This is a genomic window from Moraxella oculi, assembly GCF_023336735.1.
In the GTDB taxonomy this organism is placed as follows: domain Bacteria; phylum Pseudomonadota; class Gammaproteobacteria; order Pseudomonadales; family Moraxellaceae; genus Moraxella; species Moraxella oculi.
On the sequence record NZ_JAMBAQ010000007.1, the window covers coordinates 22,887 to 48,029 of the forward strand.

Sequence of the window (25,143 nt, forward strand, 5' to 3'; positions counted from 1 at the left end):
AATGACAAACAAACAAGACTTGGTTGAATTAGGTTCGCAAACTGCAAAAAATGGTTTTAAAAATGAACAAGATATTTGCAAGCGTTTTTGTGATTGGCAAAATGATGAAGTTTCTCAAAGCTGGCTTGTGATAATGGGTTATGAGTTAAGCCAAATAAAAAGTGTAAAAGCAGTTGTATTGCACGGCTACAAAGCAGATATTAATGTACAGGTTTTTGTATTTTATAAACAAAGTGTGGATATTAAAAATATCCAAGTAAAACTTGTGAGTAATAAAAAAGGCTTTAATCAAGTTGATAAACGCTGGGTAAAAACTTATCAACAACTGTGGCAATTTGATGATAAAATTTGTGAGCTTTTGCAGTATTTTACAGGCGAGTTAAATAAAGACAATAAAAAACGCTTGTTTATTTCTGATTTTAGTGAAGATGAACAAAAATTGTTATTAAAATGGTTTAGGGACAATAAAATTTTGGTATTGACTGATATTTTGCGTGGGCGTGGAGAATTTAGTGCCGAATGGGTGTTGGTTGCTCAAAAATTAACCACAAATGCTCGTTGGGTTTTAAAAAATATCAATGATGTTTTGGGGTATTATGGCAATGGCGATGTAATAATTTCACCAAAAGGCTCATTAAAAATTGGGCGAGTTACAATGCAACGCAAAGGCGGCGATAATGGACGACCAACAGCCAATATGCTTCAATTTAAAATTGATCCTACCCAATTATTTGATATATGAATAAAATGCAAAATTCACAAATACAAAATTTGTTAGCCCTAGCACAACAAAACCCAAACGATGACAAATTGTTATCGCAAATTGCCTTTGCTTATTTGACCACGCCTTATATCAAAAGCGATGAATTGACTTATTTTAAAAAGGCGTATGAAGTCAATCCAAGCATCAAAAACACCCACAATTATGCGTTTTGGGCATACTATGAATATGGGGAAGATGAATTAGCTTTAAAGCTATTTGAAGAATTGATGACAAAAAACCCAAGCTCATTTTATCCTTATATGGCGTATGCCCATTTTTTACTTACGCCATTAGATTATAGCGATAATGCCAATATTGACGCTGTTCAGCATAATTTGGATTTAGAGATTGAATTGTACCAAAAAGCCATCACCTTATTTGATAATTCACCACAAAATTATCAAAATAACCATTTATATGAATTGGCATATGTTTATAATAATTTAGCCAATATTTATGCCATTAACCAAAATTTTATAGAAGCTGATAAATATTATAATCAAGCAATTCATTTATTTTCCACGATTGTTAATGACAATCAAACCGATTTAGATTGTGAGACACTTAAAGAATATCTTTATTTTACAGCTTTAAATAAAGTAAGATTAAAAATATTGGCAAATGATATGATGACTGCCAAAATATTTTTGGAATTAGCTAAGCATAATGAATGTGCAAGCAATGCCGATATTGCGCATATCTATGCACTCATGGGCGACTATCAGGCTTGTTATCATGAAATTCAATATGAAGATATTCATTTAAGTTTTGATTGGGTTTGCTATGCGATTTTTAAAATAAATCCGATTGAATATAAAAATAAAGTTGCCAAAGAAATCAAAGAAATACAAATTTGCCTAAATGAATACAGAGCAAATCTGGCAGATTGCCAAGAACCACCTGAACAAGAAGACCTTAAAAGCTGGATAACGGATTGTGAAACAGAATTAGCTGATTTAAAAAATAAACAAAATACACCGCCCACCCCAAAATTATCTGCCAAAGAACAATGTTTGGTGGATTTGCATTATTTTTACAAATGCTGGCTATTTGGCTGTGAGCGTTGTGGTAATTTGGCAGACGATGATTGAGTGTGTTATAATCAAAAAAATTGTTCAGAACCATTTATGAAAAAAATCATCTTTTTTGTGCTTGCCACGCTTTGTTATCTAAGTTCGTTGGCGGCAAACTCCGTTTTTGCACATGGCAATATACCAATCCAAGCTACCGCATCAGGGCTTGACCATACTGTTTTAAAGGAGGGTCATGGTCAAAAGCCAACCATTCATGACGAAGTGGAAATTCGTTTTACTTCCTATAATTCTAAAGGTGAGATCGTAGATGGTACGCTTAATCAGGTGCCAGTCATACTGCCAATCAGTGAGATGTTCGCAGGGTTACAAGAAAGTTTGCTATTAATGACTGTTGGTTCGTTTTATGAATTTGACATTCCTATGCACTTGGGCTATCAAGAAGAGGGTAAGCGTGATAAGCAGGCCATCAAATATCGCATTGAGCTTTTGCGCATCATTCCTTGATGCCAAACACAAGTATTAATCATCTCTAAATTTTAAAAGGGGAAATGTCATGATCATTCAAAATCACATTAACGAAATCCAATCAATTTATAAAGAATGGCTTGCTGTCCAAAAGCGTTTGGAGACAGCCAAGCGGGATTTGACAAAAAGTATTGAGTTGATGAGTAAGCTAGAATGCTTTTATTTTGATGGCGAGTATCGTGAATTTTCTGAACAGATTGAAAATGGTGCGAAAGTGGATTTGACTACCGATGGCGAGTACAGTGTGATGGGCGAGGATACCATTTGGAATGCTTTTCATGAGCAGCAGGTTTTGTTGTGGGATTTTTTGCGTACCGCCACCAAAGCGCTTGATAGAGATGCTCCTGAATTTTATGCCCAAGCGTCAAACACGCCCCAAAAGGACTGACGCCAACAATGGCACTCAAAATCACCACCGACTGCATCAACTGCGATATTTGCGAGCCAGAATGCCCTAATGATGCCATTTTTTATGACCAAAAGGGGCAAAAAACCTATGTCATCAAGCCTGACCTATGTACTGAATGCGTGGGTTTTTATGATGAGCCGACCTGCGACAAAGTCTGCCCCATTGATTGCATTATTAAAGATGATGATCGACCAGAAACGATGAATGAGCTGATGGAAAAATACAAGCGTATTTGGGGTAAGTAATCTGAATGATGGAGAGTCCATGAAAATGGGCTTTTTTTTCGTGTCATGGTTTTATGGTAGCATAAATAATAATAATTTTTGTTTGCAAATTGATTTATCTTTGGTATAATTGTTGTTGAGTTCTTACCAATTGCTAAGATTTTATTAAAATCTAAAAGAATCTTAGCCAATCGTTAATCATAAACATCAGAGGTAATGTATGAAACAAACCTTGAAACGCCTACCATTAACTGTTGCTGTGCTTGGTGCATTGAGTGTGCAAGTAGCAATGGCGCAGGGCGAGCCTACTGTTACTTTAGATCCTCTAAAAGTTACTGTTGATCGTCAAGGGGCAAAAATCAAAACGAATGTTGTAACACTACAAGAAAAAGACGAAAGCACTGCCACAGAGCTTAGAGATTTGTTAAAAAATGAGCCTTCCATTGATTTTAGTGGTGGCAACGGAACTTCTCAGTACATTACCATTCGTGGCATGGGTCAAAACTCGGTAGATGTTAAGATTGATGATGCTTATACTGACAGTCAAATCCTATACCATCAAGGTCGCCATATGATTGACCCAGCAATGGTGAAGATTGTCAGCGTCCAAAAAGGTGCTGGTTCTGCATCGGCTGGTATTGGTGGTACTAACGGTGCGATTGTTGCCAAAACTTTAAGTGCTAAAGACTTGCTAAAAGATGATCAAAGCATTGGTTTTAAGGCAGGTGCAGGTTACAGCTCTAACAATGAGCATTCTTATAATGCCGCTGCCTACGGTAAGGCGGGTTATTTTGACTTTTTATTAAGTGCTAATAAAGTAGAGCAAGATGACTATAAAGCAGGTAAGGCCAAGAAAAAGATTGATTTTACTGCCCTAGATAAGACCAACTATTTGGCGAAAGTGGGGGCAGAGTTTGGTGATAATCGTTTTGAGCTTAGCCACCTAAGACAAGAAAATAAAGGCACTCGACCAATTCGTGAGGAGTTCATCAACTTTGATAGTGATAAACAAGACCCTCAGTATCGTGAGGTAAAAACTCAAAACACCAACCTACAATGGAATGGTAAGAATCTAGGCTTTGTCAGTGAAGCCACTGCCAATATTTATCATATCCTAAACTCTCGCTATACCGCTGATGACAGCAAAGCTGGCTATGCAGGTAAGCTGGCAGGTGCAAGCAAGTCTAGCATTGACACCAAAGGTCTTAACATCAATCTTGACAGTCAGGTCAACGATGATGTGCTGCTCAAATACGGCATCAATTATCGCCAACAAGAAATCACACCAAACCGCTACAAAGCTGGCATTGTCAATCAAGAAAAAACAGACACAGGCCTGTATGTAGAAGCGATCGCTGATATTGGTAAGCTGACGGCCACAGCAGGGCTTCGCTACGACATGTTTGAGATTAAAGACATGGCGGGCGGTCGTGTTAAAGGCGATAATTTAAACCCAAGTGTTGGCTTAATCTACCAAGCAACGCCAAGCCTAAGCTTTAGTGCCAACCACAGCTACGCTACTCGTAGCCCACGCCTATATGATGCCCTAACGGCTCACGGCTATCGTGCTGTTGTTAAAGTAGCTGACGGCCTAAAAGCGGAAAGAGCCCAAAACACTGAAGTTGGCTTTAACTTCAATCATGGCAATGCTTTTGTTAACGGTAGCTATTACTGGCAGAGTATTGATAATCTGCTAAAAAGTGCAAGTAATGGAACAAAGCATGAGAACGGCACAAAAATCGACGAAATCAAAAATGTTGGTTATGCCAAAAACAAAGGTTATGAGCTGAATGCTGGCTACAAATGGCAGGGTCTAACCGCTCGTGTGGGCGTGGCAGACAGTAAGCCTGAGTTTTACAGCTCTCAAAACTTCAGTAACCGTGAATATGCGTCACGATTGGGTCGTACTTGGACGGCTGCCTTATCCTATCGTTTTGCCCAGCCAAACTTAGAGGTGGGTGTGCGTCATCGCCGTGCTGATGATGTGATCGGTGATTCTGCTTGGACAGGTAAAGTTGTTGACAAGGATCCAAGAAAAAATCATGATCCTAAGAAATTGCGTCCTGGCTATAACACCACAGATGTGTTTGCCAACTGGAAGCCTTTGGGTAATGATAAGGTGAATGTCAACATGTCAGTGAATAATGTTACTGACGAAAAATACACCTCTCACATTTCCAGTGCAGGTGTGGCACTACCTGCTGCAGGTCGTGAATATCGCTTAGGTGTGAATTTTACTTATTAATCATATCTCATCGATTTAAGTTTTCTCCACCCACCCTGTCTTATTGGCAGGGTGGTTTTTATTTGGTATTTTAATGCTGTTGTTTGAGTGGGTTTTTGGGAAAAACTGAGCCAAAATGAGGGGTGTGTAGCGTGGCTTATGATGAAATGTCTTTTAGTCGTCGTGTTGGCGAGAAGTACTGTATTTTGAGACACAAACCACGGCTCTTGGGTGGGCTTTGTCATAAACCTTGGTCAGTGTCCCAAAATCAACTTGTGTATAAATCTGTGTGGTACTGATGTCAGCATGCCCAAGCATTTCTTGTACGGCACGCAGATCACCACTGGAAGAAAGCAGATGAGAGGCGAAGCAATGACGAAGCAAATGGGGGTGGAGATGTTGAGGAATGCCTGCATTGATAGCACATGCTTTTAGGCGTAGCTGTATGGCTCTAGGACTAAGGCGTGTGCCGTGTCGCTCACTGATGAATAGAGCGTCTGTGTTTTTTTGCCAAATTTCTCGATGGGGTAGGTACGCATTGATGGCTGCGATGGCTTTTTTGCCAACAGGGATGATTCGCATTTTATTGCCTTTTCCTAATACTTGTACCACGCCTGCCATCAGATCGACATCATGGACATTAAGATTGGTCAACTCTGATAGGCGAAGACCACTACCATACATCAACTCAAACATGGCACGGTCTCTTATCCACAATCGAGCTTTTGTATCATCTTTTGGCATCGGTTGATCAAGTAATTGAGCCATCATATCAACATCGCCGATTTTGGGTAGAGGTCTGGGTTCGGTTTTGAGACGATACCCTGTGGTTGGATTGTGAGTCATTTCGCCAATCGCCATCAAATGAGCATAAAACTGACGAATGGCAGAGAGGTCTTGTTTTGCACTGATGGCTTTGATATTGTCTGTTTGTAATCTTAATGCCAAAAATCGACTTAAGTCTTTTTGGTCAAACAGTAAATGGTCGCCTTGCAATCTTACATCTTCTGCAATGAATGCCATGAGTCGCATGAGAGTGCTTGCGTAAGCTGTGATGGTGTTTGATGAGTAATTTTGTATGGATAATTGGTCTAGCCATCTTTGTACAATCGGCCAATTTTTTGGTAAGTTGTCTGCTTGTTCGGTGCCGTTTGTATTTAAAGATGGCGTGGTTTTTTTAAGTAACTCTTTTATTCGCATGATTTTTATTGAAAAAGCCAGCAATGACCAAAGATTAAGCATCGGCTACTCTGGGCATGTTGCTTTGGCGTATTGATTATTTTAGTATTTGTCAGCGTCATCAGGAGTCAGATTGATGCCTGCCTGAGCTGCCATGCCATCTGGACTAAACACACCTTCAAAAACGAATGCGGTAGGACCTGTCATCATCACAGGGTAACCGTCTTGCCAGCGAACTTCCAAACTACCTCCATAAAGCTGAGCTCGAATGTTTGCCCCTTCATCTAGCCAACCTTCACGAATGCCTACGACCACAGCAGCACAAGCTCCTGTACCGCAAGCTTGAGTTTCGCCAACACCACGCTCATAGACACGCAGGCGGATATGGCGTTGATTGACAATCTGTAAAAAACCGACATTGACACGCTCAGGAAATGCTGGGTGGGATTCGATGGCTTGACCCAATTTGTCAACATCGGTGGCTAAGACATCATCAACTTTAATGACGGCATGTGGATTGCCCATATTAACGATATAAAGCTCAATGGGCGTACCATTAACATTGAGGCGATAAGAGTTGCCAATCTTAGTGATGGCTTGGGGGGTGAATGGAATCTGAGCAGGCTCAAATTTAGGTTTGCCCATATCTACTTGCACCCAGCCGTAGCGATCGGTAGATAAAGTGATGATGCCGCTGGCGGTCTCGACACGCAAGCGTTGCTTAAAGGAGAGTTTGCGAGCTTGTACAAATGAGGCAAAGCACCGTGCTCCATTGCCACATTGGGATACCTCTGTGCCGTCAGCATTAAAAATACGATATTTAAAATCCACATCTGGGCGAGTTGGCGGCTCTACCAGCAATAATTGATCAAAGCCTACACCCAAATGGCGATCAGCAAGCAGACGCACCAGATCCGTCGTCAAATCCATGCGCTGGGTAACCAAATCAATGACCATAAAATCATTGCCTAAGCCGTGCATTTTAGTAAATTCAATCAGCATTGTTTTTCCTTTTTGTTCAAGCTAAGAATCATCTCCCTTTCTTTTATCGCATCCGTGCCTGTGATTGTATCTTACCATGATGTGCCAGCTTTTGCTTGATAATTTTGTTGTCAGTTGTTAAAAGGGTGGTTTGCTCAACGAGCAGTTGGCGTTTTGATGATGTTTGGTTTTGGTGTTTTTGTCATGGGTATGTCATGAATTTAGATGGGTAAATGCCATTGCAAGCACAAAAGACTTTCACCGCATCATTCGTCAGACGGATTCGCCACGCCATAAATCTTCCATGCTCTCACGCATTCGTACCAATCGGTGCAGACCGCCATCAACCATCACTTCGGCAGGGCGTGGGCGACTATTGTAATTACTTGACATGGTGAATCCATAAGCACCAGCGCCTGTTATGGCTAAGACATCGCCGACTTGTAAAGCCAGTGCTCGATTCTTACCCAAAAAGTCGCTTGATTCGCATACCGTGCCGACCACATCCCAGACTTTCATGTCGGCGTCATCAGCATCGAGTTTGGTTGGAATGATTGCCATGACCGACTCATACAAAGCAGGACGAATAAGCTCACTCATTGAGGCATCAACGATGGCAAAATTTCGGTGCTCGGTAGGTTTTAGCACATCGACTGTGGTTAATAATACGCCTGCATTGGCGGCAATGTTACGACCAGGTTCCAAATATAAGCCCAAATTGTATTTGGTTTGTAAGACGAGTAATTTTGGTAAAAGTGCTTCAGCAAAATCATGCACGCTGACAGGGTTTTCATCAACATAACGCACGCCCAAGCCACCACCTAGGTCGATGTGTTGTAACCGAATGCCGTGATCGTGCAGCTCTTCAATCAGTTCAATGACTTTATCCAGTGCATCGACAAAAGGCTGAATTTCTGTCAATTGTGAACCAATATGACAATCAATACCAACGATTTTAATATTTTCTAGACTTTTGGCGTATTCATAGGCAGACAGTGCCATTTGATGAGTGATGCCAAACTTATTGTCTTTCATGCCTGTTGAGATGTAAGGGTGGGTCTTGGCATCAACATCGGGGTTGATGCGTATGCTGATGGGTGCGGTTTTGCCAAGCATTTTGGCGACATGATTGATGACATCAAGCTCACTGATTGCCTCAACATTAAAGCAGCCAACCCCTGCTTGCAGGGCGATTTGAATGTCTCGGGCGGTCTTGCCAACGCCAGAATACACCACTCGGCTGACATCTCCACCCGCTTTAATCACACGATGCAGCTCACCTACTGAGACGATATCAAAGCCTGCACCCGCCTTGGCAAGTGTGGACAGTACCGCTAGGTTTGAATTTGCTTTGACAGCGTAGCAAATTTGTACATCATTCAATGCACTAAAACTCTCTACATAAGCAGTATAATTGGCCAGTAGGGCATGTTTTGAATAGACATACAAAGGCGTGCCATAGGTGTCAATGAGAGTCTTGCTGCTGACCCCGTCAATATGCAACAAGCCGTCGTGGTAATCAATAAAAGGCAGTGCTTGGATGAGTTTGTTTGCATCAATATGTAAAGTGTCATCAGCATAACGACTGGCAATATCAAAATTCATCATGATCCCCTAGAATCTGAACATTTCATTAATAATTAAAATATTTTTGTGTTTTGCTATTGCCTTGGGTTGGTTGTATTTTGAGATGCTAAAGTCGTGCTGGCATCGCCGCTTGAATTGGTAGCTTCTGGCGTAGGTGTGGGTAGGTATAATGCCCCTTTTTGACCACAGGCACACAGAATTCCGCAGAGCATGATGACAATAAAAATGTTATTCATGGTGGCTTTTTTATTAACAATGTCGACTCATTGTACCTAAATTTTATAAAAATACCAATGAATTTTCATGCAATGATGGTAAATTGATGAATGTTATAGAGTGGGAGTCTCTAAAAACTGACATTTTCTTAAAGACTTTCGACGCATTTATTGCTATAATGCCAAGAAAAAAATCACCGCTTAATCAACCGTTACTTTTAGATAAAAATAAGGAGACGCTCATGGCGTTAATCAATCCAACTTTAATACTCAACTGCGGCTCATCATCATTAAAATATGCTTTAATTTCAGAAGATGGCGAGACTCGCATCGAAGGTTTGGCAGAAGCATTGGGCAATAGCGATGCACGCATTAAGCATAAGAATCTTGATGGTTCTAAGGTAGAAATCAGCATTCCTGATTCAGGTGCTCATACGCAAGCCCTAAAAATCATATTGGGCGAACTCATCGCAGAACATAAGCCTGTGGCGGTGGGTCATCGTGTGGTGCATGGTGGTGATAAATTCACAAAGGCTACCATCATCAATGATGAGGTGTTGGCTCACATTGAAGAGCTGGCAAGTTTGGCACCATTGCACAATCCTGCCAATGCCGCAGGCATTCATGCCATCAATGAACTGTTTCCAGAATTGCCACAAGTGGCGATTTTTGATACCGCTTTTCACCAAACCATGCCAGCACATGCCTACCGCTATGCCATTCCTAAAGAGTTGTTCACAGAGCACCACATCCGTCGCTATGGATTTCATGGGACTTCACACGCTTATGTGTCAAACCGTGCCAGCGAATTGACGGATAAGCAAGGCAAGCATGGTTGGATTGTGGCACATTTGGGTAACGGCTGTTCAGCAACCGCCATTTATGATGGTCAAAGTTTGGACACCTCCATGGGCATTACACCGCTAGAAGGCTTGATCATGGGTACTCGTTCAGGCGATGTGGATCCAAGTTTGCATGCCATGTTAAACCGTAAGCTTGGTCTGTCGATTGAAGAGATTGACACATTGCTCAACAAAAAGAGCGGTCTGCTAGGCATCTCTGGTCTGTCGAACGACATGCGAATTTTGGAAGATGCTGATAAAAATGGTAACGATGATGCGACACTGGCTTTGGACATGTTTGCTTATCGTGTTGCCAAATACATCTTAGGTTATACTGCAGCCCTACCAGAATTGACTGGCGTGGTGTTTACTGGGGGTGTTGGTGAAAACGGTGCAGAAATGCGTGCTAAAATCATCGGTCATTTAAAGCACTTGGGTGCAAAATTTGATGAGCAAAAGAACCAAGAATTATTCCGTGGTGCAGAAGGTTCATTCCACAGTGCGGATTCTGCCATTGAACTTTGGGTGGTGCCGACTGATGAAGAATACCAAATCATGAACGAAACTCGCTCAGTACTGGGTTTGTAATGGGCTTTTGGAGGCTGAATGACGCATCATTCAGCTTCTGTGTTCATACGGATTGATGCTGCGTCGTATGTCATTTCTTAAAGATTTTTGATGTTGTCAAAAGATATGGCATGATTTTCTATTCATCATAGAACATGGCATCGACAACATCATTCACCAGTACATTTGATGGCGATAGACCATCTAAGTATCAAGGAAAAAACCATGAAAACACTATTATTAATTCCAGCCACTCGCCAAGTAGACATTGTCTCATTGGCAAAAAACATCGCTAAGTTATTGGACGCGTCAATATTAGACACGCCAAATCATGATGAGCTTAGTCGTGCCATTAGTGAAAATAATTTAGATGGCTTGCTTGAAAATTTCATCGCCAAACAAAATTCTCCTGTCAATGTGATGGCAGGTGTGGTTGCTGATGAGGATACCCCATTCGCCAGCGAGGTGAATGGTGAGTTGGCAAGTGGTCTTGATGCTGACATCATTCTTGTCGGTGATGATTTATCTCGCTTGCGTCTGTTTGCTTCTGCATTTGGGGGTATTAAGGGTGAGCGTATTTGGGGTGTTGTTGGTACGGATCAGCTGTCAGGTGAGCTTCAAGTGGTTGCACGCACCGATGCTGATGGCCAGCTTTCTGAGATTGACACCAATGCTTTCGATTCCTATAAAACAGCCAAGCGCACTCAAAAGCTCTCGCCATACGCTTTTCGCAATCAAGTTGTGCGTTTGGCACAGTCAGCTAAAAAACGCATCGTGTTGCCAGAGGGTGATGAACCGCGTACCATTGAAGCGGCAGCGATTTGCCAAAATCGTGGCATTGCTCAATGCGTATTGCTTGGCGATCCTGCGAAAATTCGTGCGACCGCAGACGCACAGGGTGTGACCCTTCCTGAAAGCATTGAAATCATCGATCCTGCCAGCATGATTGAACAATATGTCGCACCAATGATGGAGCGACGCAAGGGTAAGATCGATGAAGAAGGGGCGCGTGCAGCACTGCAAGATACCGTCTATCTAGGAACGATGATGCTACACATGGGCGATGTTGATGGTTTGGTGTCAGGTGCGGTTCACACCACGGCTGACACCATTCGTCCAGCATTTCAGTTGATTAAGACAGCACCGCAGTACAGCTTGGTATCAAGTGTGTTTTTCATGCTATTGCCTGAGCAAGTGGTGGTGTATGGAGATTGTGCAGTCAACCCAAACCCGACCGCTGAGCAGCTTGCGGAGATTGCCATTCAGTCAGCACAGTCTGCCAAAGCGTTTGGCATTGATCCAAAAGTGGCAATGATCAGCTACTCTACCATCAATTCAGGCTCGGGTCCTGATGTGGATACGGTTAAGGCGGCTTTGGAAATCGTGCGTGAAAAAGCACCAACGCTAAAGGTTGATGGCCCATTACAATTCGATGCAGCATCTGTCCCAAGTGTGGGTAAACAAAAAGCCCCAAATTCACCAGTGGCAGGTGAAGCAAATGTTTTCATCTTCCCTGATTTAAATACTGGCAACACAACCTATAAGGCAGTGCAGCGTACTGCTGGCGTGATTAGTGTTGGCCCAATGTTGCAAGGCTTAAATAAGCCTGTCAATGATCTGTCTCGTGGCTGTTTGGTAGATGATATTGTCTATACCATTGCTTTGACAGCCATTCAAGCGATTGACGAATGAGCTGAATTTTGACATCATAAAAAACTCTTATCAGATGAACCCGCTTCCCAAATCCTAGACAAAAGATTAAGGCTGGGTTCATCAAACTAAGCGATTTTACTAAGGACTAAGTTTTTGTGCTGTTTTTTGAGCTTTACAGGACTTGGTCCTTTTTAATTTGTCCTTTTGGTTTACTCTGTATTTCATCATGATCGCAGGGCAATCACTCATTTCAAATCCAGTCATGTCCACTGTTTATTATTAATTGGTTTTGCCTACTTGAAAATCATATTAAAATAGTGCATTATCACTCATCTCGTCCGCCTTAGCTTTTGTGTTTGATCATAAGTAGCTTGCTGTTTTTTTGTTGTCTTTTAATGCCATCTGTGTTGTGTGTATGATGGCATTTGATTTAAAGGCTTTGTCATCTTATGATCGTAGTTAAAGCATTCTGTGTGGTTTTCCATGAAAACACCCCCAAAGGTTGGGGCTAACCTTTGGGGTGGAATTGATTCTGATGGATTTTTTTTATGAGTGCAAGGCCACCAAATGCTTGGATTTAAAACTCATCAATAGGAGCTAGCGATTCTTCATGCGTCATATTTTCTAAGTCATGTTCTGATTGATGAGCATCGTCCTGCATGATAAAAAAATACTCACCGAATTCTGCAAGACGCTGTCTTAGTTGGTTGATGTAGAATGTTTGATTGGCACAATCGCCATAGTCTTTAGGTGCGTATTCGGCAATGACAGGTAGCCATAAGGCGTTTTGACAACCTTCAATAGAGCGTTTGCCGGTGCCATTATCCAGCCACATCCATTCGACATCATCAGGCTGTTTGAGATTGACAGGGATATGCTTGAGTGGCTGCATGAAAGCACGCCAAATCGGCAGGGCATTCTTGCTTCCTGTCAAACCCATCGGTCTGTTGTCATCATGACCAACCCAAACCACAGAGACATAGTTACCGCTATATCCTGCAAACCAAGCATCTCGACCATCATTGGTTGTGCCAGTTTTGCCTGCTAAGTGTAGATTTGGCTGAAAGTTACCTGCCTTGGCAGTGCCTTGTGTGAATACTTGCTGCATGGCGTGGTTGATGAGGTAAGTTGCTTCGGGTGATAGGCGCGTTTGGATCATTTTATCATTGCTTTGTAATATTCTGCCTTGGTCATCAATGACTTTGGTGATGGTGTGTAATGGTGTCGCCACACCACCGTTGGCAAAAATCTGATACATGCCAAGTACCTGCATGGGCGATAAATCCATCGATCCTAGCAGTGCCGATGGGTAGTTTGTATGAGGGGTGTTGATGCCCAGTAAAGTTAATTGACGATAAAAAGTGTTCAGCCCAAACTCCATGCCAACATTGACCGCAGCTTGATTATAAGATTGTGCCAAAGCGGTCATCAGCGGTGTGTGTCCATGTGATGTGCCATGGTAGTTTTTTGGTGTCCAAGAGTGCCCGTTGACACCATGGCTGATTGGGCTGTCATCAACACTGCTGGCAAGATTATAGCGACCTGATTGCAAGGCAGTAAGATAAATGACAGGTTTTAATAAAGAGCCGACTTGACGCTTGGCATCAATAGCACGGTTGAACCCTGTAAAATGAGTGCTGCTACCGACAATGGCGATCACTTCGCCACTGGCAGGAATGGCACTGACGAGTGCGCCTTGTAGTGAGCCTCGTGTGCCGTTTGCCACTGCTTTAGTAGCATGAGCTTGGGCAATCGGATCGAGGGTTGATATGATGCGAAGCCCTCGGTTTTGCAGGTCTTCTTCTTTATAATATGTTTTTAAATCACGAAAAATTGCATCAAAAAAATCAGGAAATCGGCTTTTGGCGATGATGGGTGTTTTGACCACGCCAAGTGGCTTGTTGATGGCACTTTGATACATGTTTTGGTTGATTTTGCCAGTGATTAGCATGTTGTGTAGTACGGTGTTGCGTCTTTTTAAGGCGCGTTCTGGGTTTTTTCTTGGGTTGTAGTAGCTTGACCCTTTGGCAATGCCGACCAAAAGTGCGTACTGGTCCAGTCGAAGTTCGGATAAGGGTTTATTAAAATAAAACTGTGAAGCAATCCCAAATCCATTCACTGAGCGATTGCCGTTTTGTCCCAAGTTAATTTCATTAAGGTAGGCAAGTAAAATGTCGTCTTTGCTGTAATGTAATTCCAACAGTACTGCCATGATGGCTTCATTGGCTTTGCGTTTTAGGGTGCGTTCGGAGTTGAGATAAAAGTTTTTGATGAGCTGTTGAGTGATGGTTGAGCCGCCTTGCCGCTTGCCGCCTGTTAGGTTTGATAAAACAGCACGAGCTGTACCACGCAGTGATACGCCATGATGTTCATAAAAATTGCGATCTTCTGTGGCGATGAGTGCATCAATCAATTGTTGCGGCACTTCTGGCTTTTTTAATAATATGCGGTCTTCATTATTTTTTGGATAAATGCCGCCCACATTGACAGGTTCTAAGCGTAGCATGCTGTTTTTGGTGGGGCTGCTGGTCATTAAGCGAGAAATCTTGCCATTTGAGAAACTCACTTGAATCACTTGCTTATGCTCAACATCACCGCCACCATAATCAAAGCCACGAGTGCGTATCGTATAGGTGTTGCCTGATTTTTTGTAGCCGCCTTGGGAAGAGGAGTGTTGGCTGTAGTTGAGTAATTGTAGCCAAGCTTCCAAATCTTTTTGGGTAACTGGGGCATTTGGGTAGAGTTCAAGGGGGCGAGAATAGACGGTGGCAGGAATGTCCCAGCGACGATTTTCAAATTTATTGATGATGGTGCTGTTTAAATAATAAGCATATAATCCAAACAAGATCATTACGATGATCATGATGGTGAGGATGAAAAAGCTGATGATTGCACCTTGTTGGTGTGTTTGGCGTCTGTTTTGGGGTGGGTTTTGCATTGCATCAGTGACCACATTAAAAATGATAAGTCATACTAGCGATTTGTGCAGATTTTGGCAAGTGTTAAAATGCGATTCTGTTTTGGTTTTTTAGGTACTTAATGGCACGCAGTCTTGATTGACATTGATTGATGATGGAAGTGCTTCATTAAATGCTGTTGCCATGCGTTCAAATTTCGACCATATCAACATTCGGTCATGACGCTTGACAATTCATGCTGATGGCAACTGTGTTATAATGCAAGCGATGAGTATTCATAAAGCTATGCGTGATGTGGCGTTTGTGATGCTATGCTGATGGTTATCGGAACGATGAATATGAGCCATGATATTGACATGATGACTGATGAGATTGCCCAGTCTTTACTACTACCACCTGAAGGTGCGTGCTTTCATTGCGGTGAGATCCTGCCAAAAGAGCCATTTAATGCGGTGGTTTTGGGTGCTGTACGCCCAATGTGTTGCTTAGGTTGCCAGTTGGCCGCCCAAAGCATCGTGGAGGCCAATCTTGAGCAATACTACTTAGATCGTCGTAAGATTAGCCCAACAGCAAGCTTGCCTAACGCCATCAATTTTGAAGCGTACAATCATGATGATATCAAGGCTCAGTTTGTCTACGCTGAAGATGGTGGTAGCACGGCTGAACTGTCAGTGGCAAACCTTCGTTGTGCTGCTTGTGCTTGGCTGATTGAGAGTCGATTGCGTGCCATTCATGGCGTGCGTGCGTGCCAAGTAAACTTGACGCAGCAAAGAATGCGAGTGAGCTGGAATGAGGAGCTTTGCGATATTGGTCAGATTTTACAAGCGGTACATTCAGTCGGCTATGATGCCAAGCCCTATCGCCAAGACACTCACGAGGCCATGTTAAAACAACAAAATAAGCAGATGCTGATCCGTCTTGCCATCTCAGCATTGGGGGCAATGCAGGCAATGATGTTCTCTATTGGCATGTATTTTGGCGAGTATTCAGGCATTTTGATTGAACATCGTGATTTTTTGCGATATGTGGCGTTATTTGTTACCATTCCTGTGATGTTCTATGCAGGTGTGCCATTTTTCTCATCAGCCATGAGTGCTATTAAAGCCAAAAGAGTCAACATGGATGTGCCTGTGTCCATTGCTTTGTTTGTTACCTTTGGTGCCAGTGTGTACGCTACCCTAACTGGGACTGGTGAGGCGTATTTTGACTCAGTATCGATGTTCATTTTCTTTTTGTTGGCTGGTCGTTATATTGAACAAAACGCTCGCTTAAAAGCATCAAACATGGCATCGGATTTGGTGGTGATTGAGCCGACGCTGGTTTTAAAGCTTACTCATGACCCAAAACTGTTGCACCAGCTTGATGGCGGTGATGTCCAAGATGCTCAAGCCATCATTGAGGATTGGATGCAATCTCATCAGGACTTGGTTAGATCGGCACATCAGCATGACAGTCATCAAAAGATTTTGGCACAATCGGTCGAGGTTGGTGATGTGATTGCCATTGATGCAGGTTCTCAAATCATCGCTGATGGCATACTGCTATCAAAGACAGCAACGGTATCACAAAGCCTTTTGACTGGCGAGAGTGATTTGATTGTCAAAGTGTGTGGCGATCAAGTGGTGGGCGGCTCTCAAAATGACAGTCAACCTTTCATGATGATGGTAACGGCACAAGTACAGGACAGTCAAATCGCTTTGATTGACCGTCTGATGAACCGTGCCATGAGTGAAAAGCCACAAATCGCCCAAGATGCTGATGACATGGCAAGATGGTTCGTTGCACGAGTGTTGGTCTTGTCTTGTCTTGTTTTTGCGGTTTGGTGGTTTATTGATAAAAGTGAAGCTTTGTGGGCGACGGTGGCAGTGCTGGTAGCGACCTGCCCATGTGCGTTATCCCTTGCCACACCGATTGCCTTGACGGTATCAACCAATCGTTTGGCAGGGCTGGGATTTTTAGCAACCCGTGGCCATACGATTCAGACACTCTCCGATGTCTCTTATGCGTGTTTTGATAAGACGGGGACGCTCACATTGGGGCAAGTAAATCTTTTGAGTGTGGTGAGTCTTGTTGATAAGAATCAAAGCGTAAAGATTGCTGCAGCACTTGAAGTTGGATCAAAGCATCCTGTGGCACGAGCCATATTGACCGCAGCTCATGGATTGCATCTGCCTGCGGTGGAACATGTCATGCATCATACGGCAGGTGGGGTGGAGGGGTGTATTGATGGTATGTCATATCGCATTGGTCATCAGCAGTTCGTCCTACCATCAGGGGAGTTGCCAGCATGCTTGGCTGAATGTTTGTCAGAGCATCAAGCAAATATGTCGGTACTGTTGTCCTGCTTTATTGATGGTGCGTGGCAAGCAGTGGCGAGATTTTATTTTAATGACATCATTCGCCAAGATGCACGGCAGATGATCGATGATTTAAAGCGGCAGGGCATCACGCCCATCATGCTGACAGGCGATCCTAATCCGAATGCTCTGCTGGTGGCGAAATCTTTGGGGATTGAGCGTGCTTATTTTGGATTAACACCGAAAGATAAAGTTGATCACATCAAGGAATTGCAGCAATCAGGTGCTACAGTGTTGATGGTGGGAGATGGCATCAATGATGCACCTGTATTGGCGGCCGCCAATGTCTCTACGGCGATGGCGGAGGCGGCAGATTTGGCACAGGTATCGGCAGACAGCGTGCTGCTGGGCGGTCGTTTGATGGCGATTGGTTGGGCGATTGCATTGGCCGCCAAAACACGAAAAATCATCCGCCAAAATTTACGCTGGGCATTGATTTATAACAGTTTGGTATTGATTCCCGCGGCGGCAGGTTATGTCCCACCTTGGTTGGCAGCGATTGGTATGTCGTTATCCAGTTTGGTTGTTGTGGCAAATGCCATGCGGCTAAAACACTAAATCGAAAAAAATCGCACTCAAAAAAAGTGCGATTTTTTAATAGGTATGACATCAATCATCTTGAAGATAGCCAATCAAGCGTAAAAACTCAATGTACATCCATACCAGTGTTGATAAAATGCCAATACTATAGGTCCACTCGTATTCTTGTGCAACGCCAGCATGTACACCTTTTTCAACATTGTCAAAATCCACAAGCAAGCTTAGCGAGGCAATGATGGTAACAAACACACTAAAGCCAATCGCCAATGCACCACCATTGAACAATAGTGGCAAACTTGAACCGAACAAAACAAAGCCAAGCTGCACCAAATATAAAATGCCAATCGCAATGACGGCAGACATCACGATGGAGCGAAACTTTTCTGTTACTTTGATGATGCCAGTGGTATAAAGTGTCAGCATCACAGCAGCGGTGATGAAAGTGGCGGATAGGGCAGATAGAGGTACGCTAGGATAGCGAAAGTACATGATGGTGCTAAAAGCACCCAGTAACACACCCTCGCATAAAGCGTATGGTACAGCCACGCTTTTGGCAAGATGAGGCTTGAACGCACTGACCAGACCTAAGCCAATGCCAGCAAACAGACCAATCAAGGCAAGTGGATAAAGCATGTTGGGCGAGATGCCACCCATGAGTGCATAAAAAAACACCCCAAACCCAGCGACAGCAGCCAAAGTCAGCAAAAAGGCACTTTTTTTGACCACGCCGCCAACAGTCATGGCAACATTGCCAACTGCAAGATCGGTGCGACTAATGATGGGATTTGCCATAAATTTTTTCCTTAAAAACGAGATGATGACCCGTGATTATATAAGATAGAATTCCAAAAAATCAAGTGTTTTTATGGGTTGTTGCCTGTGTGATTTTATGATGGCTTGGGTTGTTTTTGGTTTGGGTTTTTTGTTATCATACGCCTTATTTTTCTATTGATTCTTATGTCAAATTTCATCAATAATCACCCAAAGCGTGCGCCATTTCATCGGATTGGCGTGATGGGGCGTGCTGGTAAAAATAGCGTGGTTGAGAGTTTGAATGAACTCATCGCCTTATTGACCGCTCGCAAGTTGTCCATCATTATTGACACTGAGACTGCCGCCATTGAAGGCTTGCATATTGACTTTGATGGGGTTGGGCATCATTTTAAGATTGTACCACGCCAAAAGATGGGCGAGCATTGCGACTTTGTCATTGTTGTGGGTGGCGATGGTTCAATGCTGCAAGTAGCGAGCGTGATGGCAGGAACCGATGTCCCTGTGCTTGGCGTTAATCGTGGGCGATTGGGCTTTTTGGCTGATGTCAATCCTGATGAGCTGACCGAGCGTGTGTCGCAGGTACTAGATGGGAATTACTGGCTGGTAGAGCGTTTTTTACTGACCTTTAAAATCGTACAAAATGATGCCGAGGGCAAACCTACCGATGTTGTCCTACATGAAGATGTGGCGCTTAATGATGTGGTGCTGCATGCAGGCAAGTCGGTGCATACGATTGACTTTGAACTACACATCAATGGCTCACCTGTTTATCGTCAGCACGCTGATGGGTTGATTGTCGCTACACCAACAGGATCAACCGCCTACGCACTTTCAGCAGGTGGTCCCATCATTCACCCAACCATTGATGCGATTTGTCTGGTACCCATGCATCCGCATACCCTTTCTAGTCGACCGCTTGTAGTGGCAGGCAGTAGCCAAATCGCCATCAATATCCACAAGGACAACCGCACCCAGCCCATGGTCGGAGCGGACGGCAAAGCCTCTGCCCCTTTGGATAACGACCAAACCCTACTGATTTTTAAGCACGACAAAACCCTATTGTTATTACATCCGCCCAGCTATAATTTCTATGAAGCATGCCGCACAAAGCTCAACTGGAATTTATACAGCGAACAATTCTCTTTAAACCTTCACTAACAAAAAAACTTATGAACAAGCACGATATTTTAAATAGCCTAAATCCAGAAATCATCAACAAATTTCGCACTGCCATAGAAATCGGCAGATGGGAAAACGGCACACGCTTGACAGATGAACAGCGTCAGACCTGCATGCAGGCAGTGATGATATGGGAGCATGAATATCTACCCATTCATGAACGCACAGGCTACATTGAAAAACCCAAAGATGACAAAGGTGATATCATCGGTGAGGCGTGTGATGTCGAGCATGAGCATCACTATCCGAATGTTGAGCGACCTGTGAAGTTTAAGAACTAGAAAATGTTTTGACTTTTAAAACCCCTGTTGACTACTTTTGTCAATAGGGGTTTTAAGCATTGAAAATCTAAAATAATATATTCGAAAGATTGGAGTTTTGACATGTGATTGGCAATTTTAATCCAGTTTCTATGATCAACTTAATAGCATTATTTGGTCAAGGTCTGGATAAGTGTTAAAACTGCCCTTTTCTGTTCATTAGTCAGTTTTTGCCAAGCTGCATCATAAGAGTTTTGTCGATAATCCACTTTCTTTATACAGTCTTTAAAAAAATAGTCAATTGGAGTTTGCAAAAGATTAGCAATTTCAACCAAATGAGCTACATTAATTTTGTTCACACCTCTTTCATATCTTGACAGTTGTTGTTGTGATACATCTAGTAGTTCTGCCATCTTTTCTGCAGACCATCCTTTTTCTTTGCGTTTTAATTGAATTCTTTTTCCGATTAATTTATCAATCTGAGTGCTGATAATTTGTGCCATCTTAAAACCAAGTTGATTTATAAAATAATCTATTTTTGTTCAAATTCACACTTGAAAGAAGAGTAATAAAAGTGTAAAATATAAAATAATTACTCATCTATAGACTATTGGAGATTTTATGAGCGATTCTCGCAATGCATTTAGCGGTATTTTTTGGTTTAGTATTTACCGCAGCATCTGTCATTTTGCCTATTTATGCAGCGATTGTTGATTTCGCACGCGATAAATTTTTATGGGCAGCTGTTGATATTATTGTTTTTCCAATAGGTATGATTCGAGGGTTAATGTACTTCTTTAATTAATTTTATGGCAAAATTTGTTTTGATATCTATAGTTCTTGCTTTATTGGCTGCGTGTAGTAAGTATGACAGAAATGATATGCTTCAAAAAGCCACATCTGATGACGAGATGAGAGAATTATTTGTTGAGCGTAATATAAAGGCTTGTCAGCAGGGTTTTTTGCTTAAGGAGGATGGCTGGGTACAAAATTCTAAAGAGTCGTGTAATTGTCTCTTGAATTATGCTTCCTACTACATCGGTGGTGATGATATTCGACTTATGATTGCACCTACAACACCTATCGGCGACTATGAAAAAGAGAGATTAGGAGGATTGTTGTACGATTCTTTGAAATTTGGAGCTTCACAGTGCTTGGGAGGTCTTGATTGATGTTGAGCAAAGAGAATTAATGGCGTTTTATGAAAAAGATATTGGTTTTTATTTGTGCTTCAGTCATTTTATCAGATTGTGGTGATATAAACGGCCGTTTTGTTTCGTCTATTGATAAAGAAAAAAATACTGTGCATTTCTCCTCGGATGATGAATTTAGGAAAGTTTTTGAACAAGAATTAAAAAGAGATTGTTTAAATACTATCCAAAAAGAACATCTAGTAAATGGCATGACAGCTGAGTGGTTTTGCGACTGCTCAAATCTTTATTTTATGGATGGAATGGATATCTCAATGGCAAGAAAGATTTTTGAAGAGCCAGAGAAGGTGTCGGGGCAGGATAAAAATGATTTGGTTGAGAGAGGTAGAGCGCTGCGTTTAATATCCACAAGTCTGTGTATGGGTGATTTTCATGATGGGGAACAGCCAGGATGGAAACGATAGCTCTATCCTATCTATCTACAAAGTTAAAACACTATTTCCTTGTCTATTTTTATATTGCAAAACTTATTTTTTAGTAGATTGCTTGATCAATAGCTTATTCTTTTTTTGAATAAGCTATTTTTTTTTTAATCGCCAGTTAATTTTTATATTAGCATTCTCCAAATCACAAACCCAATCGCCAATACATGAAAAATCACGCCCACCCACCAGATTGGTACAGTCAGCCCAATCGCAATCAAACTGACAAAACCGCCCAAAGCGATCCAATCGTGGCGTTTTTGATTGAGAAAATCAGCTCGCAAGGCTTGGATTTCTCGTAACTGTTTATCCTGCCTTGCCCCAAGTGCCGCCATTGACTGTACGCCTTGGGTGAGTAGTTTTGGTAATTCGGCGGTGGATAGTAGTAACTCTGGGGCTTTGGCTTTTATGTCATTGAGATTTTTAATGGGGTCGAGCTGATCTTTGACCCATGCGGTGAGTATTGGCTTGGCGAGCGACCAAATGTCAAGCTGTGGATAAAGCTCACGCCCCAATCCTTCGACATGAACCAGTGTTTTTAGTAGCAACATCAGTTGTGGTGGTATGCTCATTTGATGACGACGAGCAATATTTAAGATTTCAAATAAGATGCCAGCAAAATCAAGCTCACTCATCGGCTTGGATACCATGGGGCTGACGGTGCGAGCCATGTCTTTGATGAGTGCGTGTTTGTCAGCTGATGGCGGTATCCAGCCTGCCTGTGCGATGATATCCACAAGTGCTGTGTAGTTGCCATTCATGACTGACAACAGCAGGCGAGCGACCACAAGCTGATCTTCACGGCTCATCTCCCCCATGATGGCACAATCCAGCCCTAGGTATCGTGGATTTGCTACGGCATTGCCATTAGGCAATGTCTCCACAAAAATATTGCCAGGGTGCATGTCGGCGTGAAAGAAGTTATCTCGAAATACTTGGGTAAAGAAGATCATCAGGCCGTTTTTGGCAAGTATCGCCCTGTCATAGCCAAGTGCATCAAAAGTGGCGGTCTGAGAAATGGGTATTCCAAAAATGCGTTCGGAAACCATCACTGATTTGGTTGCAAAATACACCTCTGGCACATAAATCAGCTGTGAACCAGTAAAATTATTTCGCATTTTTGTGCTGTTGGCAGCCTCTAATGTCAAGTCCAGTTCATTGAGCATGATTTGCCGATACTCTTCAACAATGCTGGTGATGTGCATTGCACGAGCTGCCTCTATGCGGTTTGATAGCCAGATGGCAAGCTCTCTTAGTAACTCAAAGTCTTCAATGATGGTTTTTTTGATGTTGGGGCGTACGACTTTAACCACCACTTCACGCCCATCGTGTAACGCAGCGGTATGGACTTGGGCAATACTTGCTGCGGCAAGTGGCTGATCATCAAATCTGGCGAACAGTTCATTAACATGTTTGCCTAGTCCAGTTTTTGGGTGTTGAATTTGCGATTTTATCATCTCAACATCAAAAGGAGCGACCTTATCTTGCAAGAGTGATAATTGTTCAATGATTTTTGGAGGGAGTAAGTCTGATCGAGTAGAAAGCAGCTGCCCAAGCTTTAAAAATAATGTGCCCATTTCTTCAAGGGCAAGCTTGATGCCCATTGGGTGGTGCGATTTGCCAATGCTGGCTGGATGTAGCCGAATCAATCGAGCCAATGCTGCCAGCTCTGGCATGCCATCAAGATGTGTGTCTAGACGATGCTTGGCAGCGATTTTGTATAGAGAGAGTAAGCGATTTTTATGAGAAAAGAGCATGGCGAACAGATCAGTTTGCTTGGTTTTTTAAGGTGTCTAAGCGTGCTTTTTCACGGTCAATGTCAGCTTGCAAGCGTAATAACTCTTGCTTTTTTTGGCTGATGATGTCATCAAAAGGCGTGTCAGTGGTGGATTGGGTATTGGTCATCAGTGATTTGAATGATGACAGTACAGGTGAAATGACAGGCAGCAGTTCTTGGGTAATTAAGTGAGTGTAACTGCTGGCACTTTTACCGATGATGTGCTCAATGCGATCCAATAAATCAGGTTGAAACTCATCCATCAAGGCTTTTAATTGCATGGGCACACGATGGTCGCCTTTGATGGGTAGGTTGCCCGATTGACGCATGAGAGACATGAGATGGCTTGGCGTGGCTACTTGAAGCGTGCAGTTGGGTTCTTGAATGACACCGCCTTGCGGCTCGAACATTCTTTGGCTGACAGGCTCAAATCGCAAGTGATCCTCACAAAACAAAACATCTACTTTAAATGCAGGCTTGTCAATAATCAGGCGTAAGACCTTACCTGATAATGCCATCAGATGACTTCGACTGGTTGGGTCGCATGCAAGCGTGCTATTAATGGCACGCTCAGCAAGACCGAAAGCTATTACATGAATCATCAGCGAGCCTTAAAACCACGATGAACTGCCACAATGCCACCAGTCAGATTGTGATAATCACAGTTGACAAAACCAGCTTGTTCCATCATGCCTTTTAAGGTGGTTTGGTCTGGGTGCATGCGAATGGATTCGGCAAGGTATTGGTAGCTTTTGCTATCGCCTGCGACAATCTTACCCATCAAAGGTAGGGCGGTAAATGAATATAAATCATAAGCTTTGGAGAGTGGTTCAAAGATGGGCTTGCTAAATTCTAGCACCAAAAGTCTGCCACCTGGCTTTAAGACACGATGCATGGCTTCTAGTGCTTTTTGTTTGTCAGTAACATTTCTTAGACCAAAGCTGATGCTGACCAAATCAAAAGATTCATCACCAAAAGGCTCTAATGTTTCGGCATTCGCCAGCACAAAGTCCACATTGTTACAGCCAGCATTGATCAAGCGTGTACGACCGACTTCCAGCATGGCTTCGTTGATGTCGGACAGTACGACACGACCAGAGCGTCCCACTTCACGACTAAAAACTTTTGCCAAATCGCCTGTACCGCCTGCAATGTCTAACACCGACTGACCAGTACGCACACCTGACAGGCTGATTGCGTAGCGTTTCCATAATCGATGAATGCCAAAGCTCATCAGATCATTCATGATGTCATATTTGGTGGCAACCGAAGTGAAGACCTCGGCAACTTTATGCTGTTTTTCTTTGGCGTCCACAGTCTGATAGCCAAAATGCGTGGTAGCACCGATATGTTGAGAATAACGACTGTCTGCATCACTGGCATCAGCAGGGGCTTGCATGAGTGCTTGATCTTGGGGCTTGCCAGTGGGCAGGATATTAGGATTGATGAAATTGTGATCGGTCTTGTTGTCTTGGCTCATGAGACTTCCTGCTAACTTTATG

21 protein-coding genes and 2 pseudogenes are annotated in these 25,143 nt (G+C 42.8%); 13 read left to right on the forward strand and 10 right to left on the reverse strand.

What is annotated here, in order from left to right; all coding sequences use genetic code 11:
* Position 1: 1 nt before the first annotated feature.
* The 6 genes from M2R47_RS04615 to M2R47_RS04640 all read left to right on the forward strand — a co-directional run bounded on the left by M2R47_RS04615 (position 2) and on the right by M2R47_RS04640 (position 5,200).
* Entirely contained in the window at positions 2–742 is a 741-nt protein-coding gene (locus M2R47_RS04615; protein ID WP_249099631.1) for a PDDEXK family nuclease, read from the forward strand.
* Between the two features lie 5 nt (positions 743–747).
* Positions 748–1,854, forward strand: coding sequence for a tetratricopeptide repeat protein (locus tag M2R47_RS04620; protein ID WP_249099634.1), 1,107 nt, complete (start codon positions 748–750; stop codon positions 1,852–1,854).
* Positions 1,855–1,890: 36 nt separating this feature from the next.
* Positions 1,891–2,301 (forward strand): FKBP-type peptidyl-prolyl cis-trans isomerase, encoded by a 411-nt coding sequence (locus M2R47_RS04625; RefSeq protein WP_249099637.1) that lies wholly within the window; start codon positions 1,891–1,893, stop codon positions 2,299–2,301.
* A 49-nt stretch (positions 2,302–2,350) separates the two neighbouring features.
* The gene (locus tag M2R47_RS04630) at positions 2,351–2,710 is read left to right on the forward strand and encodes a DUF4298 domain-containing protein (protein WP_249099639.1); all 360 of its coding nucleotides are present in this window, start codon (positions 2,351–2,353) and stop codon (positions 2,708–2,710) included.
* An 8-nt stretch (positions 2,711–2,718) separates the two neighbouring features.
* Entirely contained in the window at positions 2,719–2,976 is a 258-nt protein-coding gene (locus tag M2R47_RS04635) for a YfhL family 4Fe-4S dicluster ferredoxin (protein ID WP_249099642.1), read from the forward strand.
* 199 nt (positions 2,977–3,175) lie between these two features.
* A complete protein-coding gene (locus tag M2R47_RS04640; RefSeq protein WP_249099645.1) occupies positions 3,176–5,200 on the forward strand; it encodes a TonB-dependent receptor domain-containing protein in 2,025 nt (674 codons plus the stop codon).
* A 153-nt stretch (positions 5,201–5,353) separates the two neighbouring features.
* On the opposite strand, the gene M2R47_RS04645 is transcribed toward M2R47_RS04640, so the two are convergent.
* From M2R47_RS04645 to lptM, 4 genes are all read right to left on the reverse strand, one after another.
* The gene (locus M2R47_RS04645; RefSeq protein ID WP_249099648.1) at positions 5,354–6,421 is read right to left on the reverse strand and encodes a tyrosine recombinase XerC; all 1,068 of its coding nucleotides are present in this window, start codon (positions 6,419–6,421) and stop codon (positions 5,354–5,356) included.
* Positions 6,422–6,460: 39 nt separating this feature from the next.
* The gene (dapF, locus tag M2R47_RS04650) at positions 6,461–7,360 is read right to left on the reverse strand and encodes a diaminopimelate epimerase (protein WP_249099651.1); all 900 of its coding nucleotides are present in this window, start codon (positions 7,358–7,360) and stop codon (positions 6,461–6,463) included.
* Between the two features lie 252 nt (positions 7,361–7,612).
* Positions 7,613–8,944 (reverse strand): diaminopimelate decarboxylase, encoded by a 1,332-nt coding sequence (gene lysA, locus M2R47_RS04655; RefSeq protein ID WP_249099810.1) that lies wholly within the window; start codon positions 8,942–8,944, stop codon positions 7,613–7,615.
* A gap of 56 nt (positions 8,945–9,000) precedes the next feature.
* Complete coding sequence (gene lptM / locus M2R47_RS04660) at positions 9,001–9,162, reverse strand: LPS translocon maturation chaperone LptM (RefSeq protein WP_249099655.1); 162 nt, start codon at positions 9,160–9,162, stop codon at positions 9,001–9,003.
* Positions 9,163–9,383: 221 nt separating this feature from the next.
* On the opposite strand from lptM, the gene M2R47_RS04665 reads away from it, so the two are divergent.
* Together M2R47_RS04665 and pta are read left to right on the forward strand one after the other, a co-directional pair.
* Positions 9,384–10,571: an acetate/propionate family kinase gene (locus M2R47_RS04665; RefSeq protein WP_249099659.1), complete on the forward strand. Its 1,188-nt coding sequence runs from the start codon at positions 9,384–9,386 to the stop codon at positions 10,569–10,571.
* 633 nt (positions 10,572–11,204) lie between these two features.
* Positions 11,205–12,242: pseudogene (gene pta, locus M2R47_RS04670) on the forward strand (phosphate acetyltransferase); the annotation flags it as partial.
* A 538-nt stretch (positions 12,243–12,780) separates the two neighbouring features.
* Here the strand turns inward: pta and mrcB are convergent.
* Entirely contained in the window at positions 12,781–15,141 is a 2,361-nt protein-coding gene (mrcB, locus tag M2R47_RS04675) for a penicillin-binding protein 1B (protein WP_249099662.1), read from the reverse strand.
* A gap of 312 nt (positions 15,142–15,453) precedes the next feature.
* Here mrcB and M2R47_RS04680 point away from each other — a divergent pair, with 312 nt between their 5' ends.
* Positions 15,454–18,036, forward strand: coding sequence for a heavy metal translocating P-type ATPase (locus M2R47_RS04680; protein WP_249099664.1), 2,583 nt, complete (start codon positions 15,454–15,456; stop codon positions 18,034–18,036).
* Positions 18,037–18,087: 51 nt separating this feature from the next.
* On the opposite strand, the gene M2R47_RS04685 is transcribed toward M2R47_RS04680, so the two are convergent.
* Positions 18,088–18,810 carry a Bax inhibitor-1/YccA family protein gene (locus tag M2R47_RS04685; protein ID WP_249099666.1) on the reverse strand — a complete coding sequence of 241 codons (723 nt, stop codon included), beginning with the start codon at positions 18,808–18,810 and terminating at the stop codon, positions 18,088–18,090.
* Between the two features lie 165 nt (positions 18,811–18,975).
* Here M2R47_RS04685 and M2R47_RS04690 point away from each other — a divergent pair, with 165 nt between their 5' ends.
* Positions 18,976–19,950 (forward strand): NAD(+) kinase, encoded by a 975-nt coding sequence (locus tag M2R47_RS04690; RefSeq protein WP_249099669.1) that lies wholly within the window; start codon positions 18,976–18,978, stop codon positions 19,948–19,950.
* An 11-nt stretch (positions 19,951–19,961) separates the two neighbouring features.
* Positions 19,962–20,252, forward strand: a complete 291-nt coding sequence (locus tag M2R47_RS04695) for a YeaC family protein (protein WP_249099672.1) — start codon at positions 19,962–19,964, stop codon at positions 20,250–20,252.
* A gap of 149 nt (positions 20,253–20,401) precedes the next feature.
* On the opposite strand, the gene M2R47_RS04700 is transcribed toward M2R47_RS04695, so the two are convergent.
* Positions 20,402–20,734 carry a helix-turn-helix domain-containing protein gene (locus M2R47_RS04700; protein ID WP_249099675.1) on the reverse strand — a complete coding sequence of 111 codons (333 nt, stop codon included), beginning with the start codon at positions 20,732–20,734 and terminating at the stop codon, positions 20,402–20,404.
* Between the two features lie 306 nt (positions 20,735–21,040).
* Here M2R47_RS04700 and M2R47_RS04705 point away from each other — a divergent pair, with 306 nt between their 5' ends.
* Both M2R47_RS04705 and M2R47_RS04710 read left to right on the forward strand, forming a co-directional pair.
* The gene (locus tag M2R47_RS04705; protein ID WP_249099679.1) at positions 21,041–21,403 is read left to right on the forward strand and encodes a hypothetical protein; all 363 of its coding nucleotides are present in this window, start codon (positions 21,041–21,043) and stop codon (positions 21,401–21,403) included.
* Positions 21,404–21,432: 29 nt separating this feature from the next.
* Positions 21,433–21,846 (forward strand): hypothetical protein, encoded by a 414-nt coding sequence (locus M2R47_RS04710; protein ID WP_249099681.1) that lies wholly within the window; start codon positions 21,433–21,435, stop codon positions 21,844–21,846.
* A 143-nt stretch (positions 21,847–21,989) separates the two neighbouring features.
* On the opposite strand, the gene M2R47_RS04715 is transcribed toward M2R47_RS04710, so the two are convergent.
* The 3 genes and pseudogenes from M2R47_RS04715 to ubiE form a co-directional block, all read right to left on the reverse strand.
* Positions 21,990–23,621, reverse strand: coding sequence for an ABC1 kinase family protein (locus tag M2R47_RS04715; protein ID WP_249099683.1), 1,632 nt, complete (start codon positions 23,619–23,621; stop codon positions 21,990–21,992).
* Positions 23,622–23,631: 10 nt separating this feature from the next.
* The gene (locus tag M2R47_RS04720; protein WP_249099686.1) at positions 23,632–24,243 is read right to left on the reverse strand and encodes an SCP2 sterol-binding domain-containing protein; all 612 of its coding nucleotides are present in this window, start codon (positions 24,241–24,243) and stop codon (positions 23,632–23,634) included.
* Positions 24,243–24,989 (reverse strand): annotated as a pseudogene (ubiE, locus tag M2R47_RS04725) (bifunctional demethylmenaquinone methyltransferase/2-methoxy-6-polyprenyl-1,4-benzoquinol methylase UbiE); the annotation flags it as partial. The pseudogene ubiE and the gene M2R47_RS04720, both read right to left, overlap by 1 nt.
* Positions 24,990–25,143 lie beyond the last annotated feature (154 nt).

Bases quoted from the DNA above. Each gene is read 5' to 3' on its own strand.
- M2R47_RS04615 (WP_249099631.1), top strand. From the start codon at position 2: ATGACAAACAAACAAGACTTGGTTGAATTAGGTTCGCAAACTGCAAAA.
- M2R47_RS04620 (WP_249099634.1), top strand. From the start codon at position 748: ATGCAAAATTCACAAATACAAAATTTGTTAGCCCTAGCACAACAAAAC.
- M2R47_RS04625 (WP_249099637.1), top strand. From the start codon at position 1,891: ATGAAAAAAATCATCTTTTTTGTGCTTGCCACGCTTTGTTATCTAAGT.
- M2R47_RS04630 (WP_249099639.1), top strand. From the start codon at position 2,351: ATGATCATTCAAAATCACATTAACGAAATCCAATCAATTTATAAAGAA.
- M2R47_RS04635 (WP_249099642.1), top strand. From the start codon at position 2,719: ATGGCACTCAAAATCACCACCGACTGCATCAACTGCGATATTTGCGAG.
- M2R47_RS04640 (WP_249099645.1), top strand. From the start codon at position 3,176: ATGAAACAAACCTTGAAACGCCTACCATTAACTGTTGCTGTGCTTGGT.
- M2R47_RS04645 (WP_249099648.1), bottom strand. From the start codon at position 6,421: ATGCTTAATCTTTGGTCATTGCTGGCTTTTTCAATAAAAATCATGCGA.
- dapF (WP_249099651.1), bottom strand. From the start codon at position 7,360: ATGCTGATTGAATTTACTAAAATGCACGGCTTAGGCAATGATTTTATG.
- lysA (WP_249099810.1), bottom strand. From the start codon at position 8,944: ATGAATTTTGATATTGCCAGTCGTTATGCTGATGACACTTTACATATT.
- lptM (WP_249099655.1), bottom strand. From the start codon at position 9,162: ATGAATAACATTTTTATTGTCATCATGCTCTGCGGAATTCTGTGTGCC.
- M2R47_RS04665 (WP_249099659.1), top strand. From the start codon at position 9,384: ATGGCGTTAATCAATCCAACTTTAATACTCAACTGCGGCTCATCATCA.
- mrcB (WP_249099662.1), bottom strand. From the start codon at position 15,141: ATGCAAAACCCACCCCAAAACAGACGCCAAACACACCAACAAGGTGCA.
- M2R47_RS04680 (WP_249099664.1), top strand. From the start codon at position 15,454: ATGAATATGAGCCATGATATTGACATGATGACTGATGAGATTGCCCAG.
- M2R47_RS04685 (WP_249099666.1), bottom strand. From the start codon at position 18,810: ATGGCAAATCCCATCATTAGTCGCACCGATCTTGCAGTTGGCAATGTT.
- M2R47_RS04690 (WP_249099669.1), top strand. From the start codon at position 18,976: ATGTCAAATTTCATCAATAATCACCCAAAGCGTGCGCCATTTCATCGG.
- M2R47_RS04695 (WP_249099672.1), top strand. From the start codon at position 19,962: ATGAACAAGCACGATATTTTAAATAGCCTAAATCCAGAAATCATCAAC.
- M2R47_RS04700 (WP_249099675.1), bottom strand. From the start codon at position 20,734: ATGGCACAAATTATCAGCACTCAGATTGATAAATTAATCGGAAAAAGA.
- M2R47_RS04705 (WP_249099679.1), top strand. From the start codon at position 21,041: ATGGCAAAATTTGTTTTGATATCTATAGTTCTTGCTTTATTGGCTGCG.
- M2R47_RS04710 (WP_249099681.1), top strand. From the start codon at position 21,433: ATGAAAAAGATATTGGTTTTTATTTGTGCTTCAGTCATTTTATCAGAT.
- M2R47_RS04715 (WP_249099683.1), bottom strand. From the start codon at position 23,621: ATGCTCTTTTCTCATAAAAATCGCTTACTCTCTCTATACAAAATCGCT.
- M2R47_RS04720 (WP_249099686.1), bottom strand. From the start codon at position 24,243: ATGATTCATGTAATAGCTTTCGGTCTTGCTGAGCGTGCCATTAATAGC.